The sequence below is a fragment of the Marinobacter salsuginis genome, assembly GCF_009617755.1.
Classification (GTDB): domain Bacteria; phylum Pseudomonadota; class Gammaproteobacteria; order Pseudomonadales; family Oleiphilaceae; genus Marinobacter; species Marinobacter salsuginis.
Genome location: NZ_BGZH01000001.1, coordinates 1,741,453 through 1,753,705, shown reverse-complemented (window position 1 = coordinate 1,753,705; position 12,253 = coordinate 1,741,453). Strand labels below are relative to the sequence as shown.

The 12,253-nt window shown below is 56.5% G+C and carries 10 protein-coding genes; 7 read left to right on the top strand and 3 right to left on the bottom strand.

Annotation, left to right across the window (positions count from 1 at the left end; all coding sequences use genetic code 11):
• Positions 1-7 precede the first annotated feature (7 nt).
• A complete protein-coding gene (locus GJU83_RS08060) occupies positions 8-547 on the top strand; it encodes a ferritin-like domain-containing protein (protein ID WP_069182226.1) in 540 nt (179 codons plus the stop codon).
• Positions 548-583: 36 nt separating this feature from the next.
• On the opposite strand, the gene GJU83_RS08055 is transcribed toward GJU83_RS08060, so the two are convergent.
• Genes GJU83_RS08055 through GJU83_RS08045 form a run of 3 tightly spaced genes read right to left on the bottom strand, consistent with a single transcriptional unit; the run spans position 584 to position 7,136 of the window.
• Positions 584-2,521 carry an ATP-binding protein gene (locus GJU83_RS08055; protein WP_136631182.1) on the bottom strand — a complete coding sequence of 646 codons (1,938 nt, stop codon included), beginning with the start codon at positions 2,519-2,521 and terminating at the stop codon, positions 584-586.
• A 6-nt stretch (positions 2,522-2,527) separates the two neighbouring features.
• Complete coding sequence (locus tag GJU83_RS08050) at positions 2,528-5,353, bottom strand: PAS domain-containing protein (RefSeq protein ID WP_153634040.1); 2,826 nt, start codon at positions 5,351-5,353, stop codon at positions 2,528-2,530.
• Positions 5,328-7,136, bottom strand: a complete 1,809-nt coding sequence (locus GJU83_RS08045; RefSeq protein WP_153634039.1) for a sensor histidine kinase — start codon at positions 7,134-7,136, stop codon at positions 5,328-5,330. Before GJU83_RS08045 ends, GJU83_RS08050 begins: the two co-directional genes overlap by 26 nt.
• Positions 7,137-7,233: 97 nt before the next feature.
• Between GJU83_RS08045 and GJU83_RS08040 the strand changes: the two genes are divergently transcribed.
• The 6 genes from GJU83_RS08040 to GJU83_RS08015 all read left to right on the top strand — a co-directional run bounded on the left by GJU83_RS08040 (position 7,234) and on the right by GJU83_RS08015 (position 12,206).
• A complete protein-coding gene (locus GJU83_RS08040) occupies positions 7,234-8,916 on the top strand; it encodes a diguanylate cyclase (RefSeq protein WP_153634038.1) in 1,683 nt (560 codons plus the stop codon).
• The gene (locus GJU83_RS08035; protein WP_153634037.1) at positions 8,913-10,076 is read left to right on the top strand and encodes a response regulator; all 1,164 of its coding nucleotides are present in this window, start codon (positions 8,913-8,915) and stop codon (positions 10,074-10,076) included. The genes GJU83_RS08040 and GJU83_RS08035 overlap by 4 nt, the downstream gene beginning before the upstream one ends.
• A complete protein-coding gene (locus tag GJU83_RS08030; protein ID WP_069182221.1) occupies positions 10,077-10,472 on the top strand; it encodes a response regulator in 396 nt (131 codons plus the stop codon).
• 97 nt (positions 10,473-10,569) lie between these two features.
• Positions 10,570-10,890 carry a DUF2288 domain-containing protein gene (locus tag GJU83_RS08025; protein ID WP_069182220.1) on the top strand — a complete coding sequence of 107 codons (321 nt, stop codon included), beginning with the start codon at positions 10,570-10,572 and terminating at the stop codon, positions 10,888-10,890.
• 12 nt (positions 10,891-10,902) lie between these two features.
• Positions 10,903-11,271, top strand: coding sequence for a PA4575 family protein (locus tag GJU83_RS08020; protein ID WP_069182219.1), 369 nt, complete (start codon positions 10,903-10,905; stop codon positions 11,269-11,271).
• Positions 11,272-11,297: 26 nt separating this feature from the next.
• Positions 11,298-12,206 (top strand): LysO family transporter, encoded by a 909-nt coding sequence (locus tag GJU83_RS08015; protein WP_153634036.1) that lies wholly within the window; start codon positions 11,298-11,300, stop codon positions 12,204-12,206.
• Positions 12,207-12,253 lie beyond the last annotated feature (47 nt).

The following is a 12,253-nucleotide window of genomic DNA, read 5'->3' as shown; positions in this document are numbered from 1 at the left end:
AGACCTTATGACCGATCAACCGTTTCTGACGGACGTCAAAACCCTTCGGGAAAGAGCCCGCAAACACATTGAAGAGGGGGCTCTGACGGAAGGCTATGGCGCCAACCGCGACAATGTCGTGAAGATTCTGAACGAGGCGCTGGCCACCGAGATTGTCTGCACCCTGCGTTACAAAAGCCACTACTTCCGTGCCGATGGCATCAACGCCAATGTTGCTGCCCAGGAATTCCTGGAGCACGCAGACCAGGAGCAGCAGCATGCCGACTGGCTGGCTGAACGCATCGTGCAGCTGGGTGGCAAGCCCAACTTTTCACCGGAAGGCCTGTTGACCCGATCGCACGCCGAGTTCGTTGAGGGCGAAACGCTCCGGGACATGGTGGTTGAGGATCTGGTTGCCGAGCGCATCGCAATCGACAGCTACCGGGAAATTGCCCGCTATCTGGGTGACCAAGACCCCACTTCCCGGAGGATTATCGAGGAAATCCTGGCCCAGGAAGAGGAGCATGCCGACGATATGGCCGGTCTGCTCGAAGGGCTGGATAGCTGATCAGAACCATCCAGTGAGGAATAAGGGCGCTGCCTGTCAGGTAGCGCCTTTTTCATCTGTGCTGGCGAGGGGCAGGCTAAGCCAGAAACAGGCTCCTTGGCCCGGTTCAGACTCAAAGGCGACATCGCCACCCATTGCGTGCATCAATTCCCGCGTTATGGCCAGCCCGAGTCCCGTGCCGCCTTTCGCGCGGCGATCAGAAGAATCCGCCTGAGAGAACTTCTGGAAGATCCTGCCCCTGAACTCATCAGGGATTCCCGGGCCCTGGTCGCACACCGAGATGCGTAGGGTTTGCTCCAATTGCTCACAAGAGACTGTCACCTCCGACTGCTCTGGTGAAAACTTGATAGCGTTGGACAGAAGGTTGTTGAGCGCCTGACAGAGACGTCCGCGATCGGCCCTCACAGAGACATCATCCATATGCCCCGTCTTCAGCGTTACCTGCCTGTCTGCTGCATAGCTCTCGATGCGTTCCAGACACTCCTGCACCATCTCTGCCACCGGGCACTCATCCATGTGGAAAGCCATTTTGCCGGCAACCAGTTTTTCGATATCAAGCAGGTCGTTGATCAACAGCGTCAGTTGCTGGGTGTTCCTGTAAGCGATGCCCGCCAGTCGCGATGCTTTTGGTGGAAGTTCACCGGCTGCGTTATTCGAGATAAGGCCCAAGGAACCGGCTATCGACGTTAAGGGCGTTCGCAGTTCATGGCTGACAATGGAAATGAACTCGCTTTTCGCCCGATCTGCCTTCTTTTGCTCTGAAATATCCTCGGCGATGAGCCAGATCACCGGGGCGCCGTTTTGCTCATCCAGGGCGAGGCCGTGCAGCAGAACCGGGTTCAGTTCATTGTGTGCGTCTGGAAAATAACCCTCCAATCCGCTGAACCGCATATCTCGTTTTAAAAGACCAGAGATGTCGGGCTTGTCCGGGACAATCCGGTTCGCGTGGTCATAAACATCATTGAAGAAACCCAGGGAATTGGCCCTGTTTCCAAAGAGCTTGGCAAAGCTGTTGTTGGCGCGCAGGAGTTTTCCGTTTTGGCTCTCGTATAGCCCGATGCCAAAGGGAGCCAGTTCGAACAGGCCCCAGAAACGTCGCTGCATCTGATAGTCCCGAAGCAGAAGGCTGGTGAGCCAGAAGGTGCCCGCAAATATCAGCGAACCCACCAGCAGTAAAAGTGATCGAAAGAACACTGGCGATTCCGGATGTTCTGGCCAGCCCTGGAGGGGTTGGGCGATGAGTGTCCAGTCGATGCCAGGCATGCTGAGTTCAGTGGAGACGGGGTCCTGCCAGTCCGTTGTGGCATCACCGAAAAATGGATCACCCTCCCGGGCCAGATCGGACGTTCGAAAAAGCGCCAGGTGACCGGGTTCTGAAAGCGTCATTTCCACAGCTTTATAAAGGCGATTGAGATCGAGTATCACGGAAATGACCCCCCAGAACTGACCGGATTCATTCTCGAAGATGGGAATCCGGGCCGCCATTCCCTGGCCGCCCTGGACAAGGTTGATCGGGCCGCTGAACAGCGCCCTTCGCGAGTCTTTGAGCTCCGCCACCTGGGTTGGGGAGAGACTTTGACTGGTTAAATCAAGACCCAGAGCTGCCCTATTGCCCTCCAGCGGATAGATATTGCGGATGGTAAGGTCCGGGGCCAGGCCGATGTTCCGCAGTTGCGGTGCCAAAGCAAATATTACTGCAGCGAGCTTCTGGAAATCGGCCTCGGAAATTGCTGGCTGAACAGAGACATTGGCAGCAAGCCCCCATACGGTCTGAACGTTCTGCAGAATAGTACTCTGCAGCTTCAGGCTCTTATCGTTGAGCCTGGCTTGCCATTCCTGACGAACATCGCTCCGATGATTCTGGGTTGCGGTACTGTCGAGTACCAGTGCCACCGCGATCAGAAGCGCGAGGACCGCGACTCGCGCCAACCAGACAAGGGCAAAAATGGCCCTGCTTCGAGTTTTGATCATCATTTATGCCTACGCCTGCTCAAGCTCCAGCCAGAACGTTGAGCCCTCGCCTTCGCGGGACTGGAATCCCACATTCCCACCCATTTGGGTCATGATCTCTTTGGTGATGGCGAGGCCCAGGCCCGTTCCCCGCTTGCCCCGGGTGTCGGAACTGTCTGCCTGTGCGAACTTCTGGAAAATCCGACCGCGAAACCCCTCGGGGATACCTGGCCCCTGGTCGATTACACGAATACGAACACGGCTGTCCTCAACCTTTATTTGCACCAGGACCTGTCCGTCAGGAGGGGAAAATTTGATGGCATTGGACAGCAGGTTGGTGAAGGCCTGACCCAGGCGCGAGCGATCGATTTTCGACACGATTTTTGGAGAGCTGCTTTGGACTCTGACAGTAACGCCACTCTCCAGGGCATAGGTTCCAAGGCGCTCCACTGCTTCCTCTATCACCGGACCAAGCTCGTGTAGCTGCAGGTTCATGGTCATTTTGCCGGAAACAAGTTTTTCCATATCCAGCAGGTCATTAACCAGTTCCTTCAGTTGCTCGGTATTACGGTGGGCGATCGACACCATGCGCTCTGCCTTTTCCGGGAGTGCGCCAAGCGTGCCGCTTTCGACCAGGCCAAGAGACCCTGATATGGAAGTGAGCGGTGTTCTGAGTTCGTGGCTGACGGTCGAGATGAACTCGCTTTTCATCCGATCAACTTTCTTTTGCTCAGAGATGTCTTCGATCAGCGTCCAGATCAGCGGTTGTCCCGAGGGACTGCTGATTCTCATGCCGCGCACGATGGCAGGATAGGTGGAAGCATCCGCCCGCATAATCTCGACCTCATGGGGCCCAAAATGCTTGTCCTGTTGCAGCTCGGCGATGATTTGTTGCTGCTGGTCTTCAAATTCCGGCGGAAGGAGTTGCCCATAACCCAGGCCCATGAGCTGGTCACGGCTGTACCCTGTTGGTCTTAGGAGCGCATCGTTAACATCGAGAAAGGCGCCGGTCAGGTAATCGTTCAAAGCGATGCCGATCGGTGACAGCTCATAAAACCCGCGGAGCTGGGCTTCGCTTTCCTGGAGAGCAAGCTCAGTTTGTTTTGCCTCATTAATATCAGCGATGTACCCGTGCCAGATAATGCTGCCGTCCGGCATCCGTTCGGGCGAGGATTTACCCTCCACCCAGCGCCAGCCGGATTGGCCATTGTCGACCCGATAATGGCAATGCCAGATCGAGAGTGTCTGAGCGGATTCGTCGATGCTGGCAGCCACTTTGGGCAGGTCGTCCGGGTGAATTCTCGTGAAGCATGCAGAAGCATCCTCCTGCACTTCCTCGGGGGTGACACCATAGATGTCTTTAATGCTCGGGCTGCTGTATGGAAACGCGCCACGGCCATCTGGCCAGAGCCGATACTGGTAGAGCATCCCTGGGGTCTGCTCTACCAGCTTGGTGATCATACGGACGCTGATCTGTCTTTCGATAAGGGCGCCGACCCAACGTGCCAGTAGCGTTACAAAGGTAACCTCGGTTTCTGTGAAGTCCTCTTCGCGTGGGTCGGGGGATGAAAAGTTGAGCGTTCCATACAAACGGTCCCGGATAAAAATAGGAGCCGCCAGGTAGCTTTCCAGACCAAACTTGTCATAGCAGCGATGGCCGCGATAGCTTGATTTGGCCATGTGGGCAATGGCGAGGCTCTCTCTGGACCCCAGAAGCATTGAACAATAGGTGTCTTTCAGCGGAAAGCTGGCTTTCTGTTCGAGGCCAGAGCCTTCCGGAGCGACAAACCACTGGATGGAATAGACGTTGCTGTGTATTTCACTGACGATTCCCAGAGGCAGATCCAGGTAGTCCGCTCCCAGACGAAGGGCCTTCTCAATGCGTCTGCCGTCGTTGGGTTCGGCATCCAGAGCCAGATCGCTGAGTATGCTCAGTGCCTCGTTCTGGTGCTTAATCTTGTTCAGGTTGTCCATCTCCTGGGTGATATCGGCGTGGGTGCCGTACATCATCAAAGGCTTGCCGTCCGGCGTCCATTCGAACACCTGGCCCCGGTCGTGAACCCAGACCCAATGGCCATCCCTGTGTTTCATGCGACATCGGTAGTCGTACTCCGGTAGTTCGCCAACGAAGTGAGCGTTAAGCAAACGTTCCGATTCCGGAAGATCATCCGGGTGCGCGAGACCCAGCCAGGTCTGGATGCTAACTGGCTCCAGCTCCTCAAGTGTGTAGCCGCAGATGTTGGCCCAACGCTCGTTAAAGACGGTTTCACCGGTCTGTACATTCCACTCCCAGGTACCGATCCTTGTGCCATCAATAATTGCCCTGGCCCTGCGCTCGCTGTGTTTCAGGTCCCTATAAAATTCCGCTGCGGCCTGAAGGTTAATCTCCCGTTCCACGCAGTCGGCGATTTCCCGCAGCAGGGATTCGTCTTCTTCACCAAACGTGCGCGGTACCCTGTCAATCAGGCAGAGGGTGCCTAATCTGAACCCTTCGCTGTTGTGTAGGGGCGCGCCTGCATAGAAGCGTATGTGTGGATCGCCGGTGACCAACGGGTTGTCTGAAAACCGTGGATCAAGCGACGCATCTTCGATCACCAAAAGGCTGGAGTTGAGAATGGCGTGACCACAGAAGGATATACCGCGAGATGTTTCGGAGGCCGACAGTCCCTGACAGGACTTGAACCATTGCCGGTTTTCGTCCACCAGGCTGACCAGCGCAATGGGTACCCGAAATGCGTTGCAGGCCATCCGCGTGAAACGATCAAAACGCTCTTCGGGTTCGGTATCGAGCAGGCCTGTACGTTCAAGCGCCGCCTGGCGCTCAAGCTCCTCAGGAGGAAGGTCCGGCGCTTTCATCGATGGTGATGCCCTCGGTTTTGTAATTAGGTAGTTCTATCCAGAAGTTGGCGCCGTTGTCGTAAAAGTAGCCGACCCGACCCTTCATCAGTTGCGCCAACTCCCGGCAGATAGCCAGGCCCAGGCCGGTGCCTTTTATGGATTTTGATGTGCCAACCTCCGCCTGGGAGAAACGCTCGAAGAGTTCGTTTTCAAACTGCTCTGGTACGCCATCGCCCCGATCGCTGACGGTAATGCGGGTGAACCCCGGGGCAGCCGGTTGGACCGAGATGGTGATGGGTTGGTCTGGCGGCGAGAATTTGATGGCGTTGCTGATAAAGTTGTCGAGAACCTGCCGGAGGCGGTGCTCGTCCGCAAAAACCGTCTGTTCGCCCAGGCCTTCGGTGGACAGCGACAAGTTGTGCTCCGCTGCAAGCGCGGTATTGCCGGAGATGGCCGCCTTAATTACGGGCGCCAGCGGGAGAGCAGACAGCGTCACGTTCATCTGGCCGGCGGTCAGTTTGCTGAAGTCGAGAAGGTCTGAGATCAGCAGATGCAGGCGATTGCCGTTCCTCAGGGCGAGCTGGGCCATTTCTTCCGCTTTTTCTGGCAGTTGGCCGGCCGCCCCGGACGCCATCAGACGAAGTGCTCCGTTCAGTGATGTCAGCGGTGTTCTTAACTCATGGCTGACATTGGAGACAAAATTTTCCTTCATGGTACTGATGGCGTCCCGCTCGGCCATCAGTTGATTGAAGGCGGCGGCCAGTTTGCGGGTCTCACTGGCCCCTTTTCCATCCAGTCTCTGTCCACTGGAAGGACTCTGGGCCATTTGCTCTATGGTCTCGGTCATCCTGTCCAGTGGCCTGACGGCGGAACGGCTGGCAAAGAATCCCAGCAGGGCGATGACCAGGCTGATGGCAATACTGATCCACAGAAAATTGAGGAACGAGTCGTTTGCCGGCGCGGTGGCCCTTTCGTAGGGCACTGAACGGACGAACATCCAGCCGAGGTCTTCCAGGTGGCTGGCAGCGTAAATCAGTTGTTGCCCGCTGTTGTCCGTCACGGTTCCGAACGTGATGCCGGACAGGGCTGCGTCAACCAGAGGATCCTCTCCTGGCTCTGGTAGAGGTTGCACTCGCTTGCCGGGTGACGGGCCGCCCTCGATATAGAGAAAATTCTCGATATCGATCACTTTGAAGCGATCCTGATCATCCCGCAGTCGCTTGAGCATATCCTCCGGTATCAGACTGGTCTGGCCAATATTGACGGTGCCGCCCAGGAATCCCAGAAGATCGTTCTCATCGGATTGTATGGGGGACAGAAAAGACAACAGTGGGACGCCGGTTGTCCTACCAAGGATTGGTCGGCTGATGGTGGGTGCTCTGCTCCGGATGGCACGCCGGAAGTGGTTTCTGTCGGAGTAATTCGTTCCGACCCGACCGGGTACGTGAATATTTTCTGCAATTGCGGTTGCGCCTGCATCGAAGACAATAAGGCCATCTGGAAAGAGTGAGCGCAGAAGGCTTTGGCGGTTTAGCTGGTAGTTGAGCTCGGTCAGGGAATGGAGATTGTTGCCGTCTGTCATCATGGCAGCCGATTCGCTAAGCACATCGAGCTTCAGTTCGAGCCGCTGTTCTACCTCGGAGGCGATTCTTCGAGTCTCTACAAGCTGTTGCTCGGTGAGCAGCTCCTCAAAATCATCGACCAGGGCTTTGTAGGCAACAGCCAACACCGCCCCGACGGTGGTTATGGATCCGAGGATTACGATAATGGCCAGGCGGGTCCCGAGCGAAAGTGACGGCAAAACGATTTCCCCGGTGGTACTCTGAAAAAAATGATGTGAATATTTCAGCCGAAGTATGGCATAAATCGGGTGAAGTGCAGATCGGATTGAATGATGTATGTCTGATGAAAAGACGGCTGACGTTTTACGCAAGCTTGATGTCCTGAAAACGCGCTTCAGGGAAAAGGCGTCAGGGGATATTAATCTGATCGAATTGATGGCAATGGATGCCGCAGCTGGACGGGGCGGGCAGGAAGAGGTCAGGCGCGCCTACCAGGTTCTGCACCGACTTGCCGGCTCGGCCGGCACGTTTGGTTTTCGGGCGCTTGGAGAGGAAGCCAGGGCGTTGGAGCTCGTCCTCAAACCCTACCTGGAGAGTGAGACGGGTGCTCCCGGGGACCTGTCCGAGATTCACGAAATGCTTCTGAACGAGAACTTCATTGGCAGGGTTCGCGGCCTGGAGAGTCTGCTCGCCGTCGAAGAAAGCGAAGGGGAAGCCACAGAAACCCCCAAGGACAGCAACACCGACAGTGCCGGCCAGCCTGAGGTCTTGATAATCGAACCCGAACAAACATCCGGTGAATACCTGGCGAATCTGCTGGTACCCCATGGTTTTTCCGTCCAATGCGCGACCCCAAGAGAACTTTTTTCCAAGGATCTGTCCCGGATTTCCGTTGTGCTCATCCGTGATGATGTGTTGATTGCGCAGGAACAGATTCCATGGCCTTCACAAGACCGCCCCCCCATCATTTGCATTGGTTCCAGTGATGCGTTTGATGAACGATATCGGATTGCGGCGCTGGGCGTGGATGGGTTTGTCAGCGAGCCTGTCGATGTACCGGTGCTGGCGGATTATATGGAACGGCTCATCAATGAAAAAATGGAGTTCGGTTCCGGCCGGGTGATGGTAATTGATGATGACCCGGAGTTGTTGGAACGTTACAGCCTGATTCTGGAAGGGGGTGGTTTCGAGGTTCGACGGGTCAGCTCTCCCGCAACTGTCCTGAGCGCCCTGTCAGAGTTTCGGCCGGACATCATTCTGATGGATGTCCAGATGGGAAACTTTAACGGTACTACCCTGGCACGAATGCTCCGGTTTGATCCCGAGTGGGTGGGTCTGCACATCATTTTCCTGTCCTCCGAGGAGGATAGTGAATTCCAGTTTGATGCCCTGTCCCAGGGTGGCGATGATTTTCTCACCAAGCCCGTGTCTGACAGGATCCTGTTGCAGGCGGCCAGAGTCCGATGCTATCGGGCCAGGCAACTGGACAAGCTGGCTTCGCGGGACAGCCTGACCGGGTTACTGAAGCATTCGCTGGCCAAGTCGGAAGTCGGGAAAGAGCATGGCCGTTGCCAGAGACTCGACTATCCCTCCGTGGTGGCCATGCTTGATCTTGACCATTTCAAACAGGTGAATGACCGGCATGGACACAGAGTTGGTGATCTTGTGATCAAGGGCCTTGCAAACCTCCTTCGGCATCGCCTGAGAAAAACCGATGTGATCGGTCGCTACGGTGGCGAGGAGTTTATTGTCGCACTGCCGAACTGCACGCTTGAAAACGCGCGTAGATCGATGGAAGCGGTCTGCGAGCAGATGTCGAAGATCGAGTTTAGCGGTTCCGATGGAACGTTTTCCGTGACATTGAGTGTCGGTATGGCGCCTCTTGAGGACTATGAAAAGCCTGAAGACGCGATAGAGGCCGCTGATAGAGCGCTCTATGCTCGCAAAGCCGCCGGCAGGAACGGTGTTACCTCGATAAATGATCTGGATTGGGCCCAGAAGGAGTCTGAACCCGGATGAACGTAATTATCGTCGAAGATGACGACTTGATGGCGGATCTTCTGGAGACCGTGGTTGCGGGTCTTCATCCTGCATTGAGAGTATTCAAGGCGTTCACGGTCAGCGAAGCTCTGGATTTGTGGCGTAGCAGGGCACCAGGATTGTTCGTGATCGACTGGTCATTGCCAGATGGTACCGGTCTGGATGTTCTCAGGAAAATCCGCGCAGCTGACAAAAACATGCCAGTCGTAATGGTAACGGGCCGGGCAGATCGCGATTCCATTCTCAAAGCAGCCCATTACGGAATCAGCGGTTACATCAGCAAGCCGTTCAGTGTGGAAATGCTGCATGAGCGTCTTTCCGGCATGCTCAAGGCGGTTTTGCCCGAGGATACAAGCGTCGAAACACTGGCTGAGATGCTATCGCGGAAACTGGAATCCGGTTTGCAGATACCTACCCGTATGGATGTTTCCGGCATTCTTGGTTTGATGGAGCGGGCTCAGGACCTCTCTGGCGGCCAACTGGCCGAACGTTGGCAAAAAGAAGCGTCGTTGTGTGCCAGACTGCTGGAGGTGGCAAACCGGTCCTCGTTCCGGCGAACTGGAGAGCCCGTTGCGACTGTCCGTGATGCCATTTCGGTAATGGGAGTGCCCATGGCTTTGAGTCAGGCCCTGGCTTTGGCTCTGGATACGGGGTCCTCCTTCCGTTCTCCTGCTCTGGCGCAAAGCGCCAGACATCACCAGGCTCAGGCCGAAGCTGTAGGGTCGGAAGCCCAGAAGCTCGCCCTCGTATTGGGCAAAAAGGCGCTCGAATTTCAGACCGCTGGATTGCTGAGCCGAATGGGCGAGTTGGCCGTGCTGAATGTGATGGATCAGTTTGTTCAGCAAGGCGGTGAGCTGACTGAAGGGGATATTGAAAACGGGCTTCGCGAATGGGCAAAGCAGTATGGCAACACGCTGAAGGTACAGTGGCGGCTGCCGCTGGCCATCCGGCAGATGTCCGGTGCGGTACATTATCTCGCACGGGAGGATGTCAGGCAGAACCTGCTCATTATGCGGGTGGCTGGTCTGATTGCTGGAGGGCAGGCAGACAACCCGGAGTGTTCCAGGCTTCTCAGGCATCTCGGGCTGGAGGACTGGCTGGAGTCCAGGAAAAAAACATCGGATACGGGGAGTGGGTAGATGTCAGAGTCTGGAATGCCTTTAGAAAAAATCATGTTGGTCGAGGATGAAGAAGACATTCGGGCAGTGGCCGAGTTGGCGTTGGAAGCGGTCGGCGGGTTCACCCTGAAAGCCTGTCATTCGGGTGCCAACGCTCTTGAGAATCTTGATGGTTTCAGACCGCAGCTAATCCTTCTGGATGTAATGATGCCAACCATGGATGGGCCAAGTACACTGCGGGCTATCCGCGAAAAACCCGAGTTCGCCCAGACCCCCGCTGTTTTTATGACGGCCAAGGTGCAGCCAGATGAGGTCAAGGGCTATCTGGCCCTGGGAGCCGTGGACGTTATTCCGAAGCCCTTCGACCCGATGACACTCTCGGACCAGATTCGGGAAATCTGGGAAAAGCTCGATTGAACCATTGGCCAGGCCCTGAAATTTTGACGGCTGGTGGTTTTGCGGCGCTTGATTCGGTTAACCTGTAGCGGTCTTTTTCGGTATTTGAGGCCCCTTGATGTCGTCTTCCCCTTCCCGGGATGAGCTGAAAGCAAAGCTCAATCTGGAAACCTCCCGTATTCACTGGCACGAACTGCAGACCTACTTTGCACGAGGGCAGGTGGTTCGCGTGTCCCCGGATCTCGATCTGCTGGACGTGGCCGCGGAACTAGCTGCGGACAATAAACAACGGTTTGCCCAATGGATGGAGAAGGGGCAAGTTGGTGACGTAGCGCCCGAAACGGCCCAGGCCTGGTACGACCGCAATGCAGAGCTTTGGGCGGTTGTCGTCGCGCCCTGGGTGCTGGTACAGGACCGTTCTGGTCATGTGCTTCACTAAGCGCAGGGTTCTATGAAACTGCATTATTTTCACGGCCGGGGCCCACTGAAAGATCTCGTAATGCTTCGCGAGGATCAGCGTATCGAGCTCCACATCCGGCCAGTTGGCGATGGTCTTTGGGGTCTGGTGGCGCTCTCCGGCCCTGACCAGGGTCGCCCAGGTGGCCAATTCCTGCGTGGTCCCTGGCGGACCGTTGCCAGTGCCGAATCGGTATTGCGTAGTATCGCCGGGACTATGATGGGAAAGGGTTACGATCCGAAGCCAGGCGACTACGCGGTTTGGTCCGTGACTGCCCAGCGCCTTGCCCGCACCATTGGAGCCCCAGGGGCTGAACAGGCCAGCTCCGAGGCCGACCCCGACCAGTTCAAACCCCTGATCTGACAACCTCCCTTATCTTTGAGGACACCATGCTGACCGGAGCCCTGCTCATTCTTGCGCCCCTGTTCCTGGGTTTTGCCATCGCCCTGGAGAGTCGCAGGGCCATGACCATCATTCACTACACCGTGGAAGGCCTGGTTTATTTCATATTGCTGCTGCTTGGCCTGGGGCTTGGCCAGATGGAGGGGCTCGCGGCGCAACTGGGCGGTATGGCTGCCCAGGTCATGGCGCTGGTACTGGTGCTTTTCGTCGCTAACATGATGGGGCTGTGGCTGTTCCACCGCTGGCAGCCAATGTCGGTTGAGCGTGTTGAAGGCAACGTCAGCCCGGGTTACCGCAGACTGTTCCTGGCCGGCCTGAAACCCTTGGTAGCGGTTATTGCCGGGCTGCTCGCCGGATACTACCTGCTGCCTGACATGCCGATGGCTGAACAGCTGGCTACCTGGGCCCTGATGTTCCTCCTGTTCCTGATTGGCCTCCAGTTGCGCAATGCCGGTCTGTCGTTGCGCAAGCTGCTGATGAACCGCCAGGGCTTGGGTATCGCGCTGGCTCTGACGGTCAGTTCCCTCGCTGCGGGTGCCGTTCTGATTCCGTGGCTGGGGCTGCCCTGGCACGACGCCCTGGCGGTCGCCTCCGGGTTTGGATGGTACTCGCTGTCCGGCATTGTGATTGGCGAAGCCCTCGGGCCCGCCTGGGGCGGCGTAGCCTTCCTCAATGATGTGCTCAGGGAGATTGTTGCGCTGGCCATTATTCCATTGTTGATTGCCAGCCGGCCGGCCATGGCCATCGGTTACGGAGGAGCGACCGCCATGGACTTCACGCTGCCGGTGATCCGCAGCAGTGGCGGGTTGCCCTGCGTGCCGGTAGCCATCGCCTCCGGCTTTCTGCTTTCTTTTCTCTCCCCTGTGCTGATGGGGGTATTCCTGTCTTTGGGATAAATTGACACGGTGCAATGCATATTGCGGTTTTACGGGTAGCATGTGAC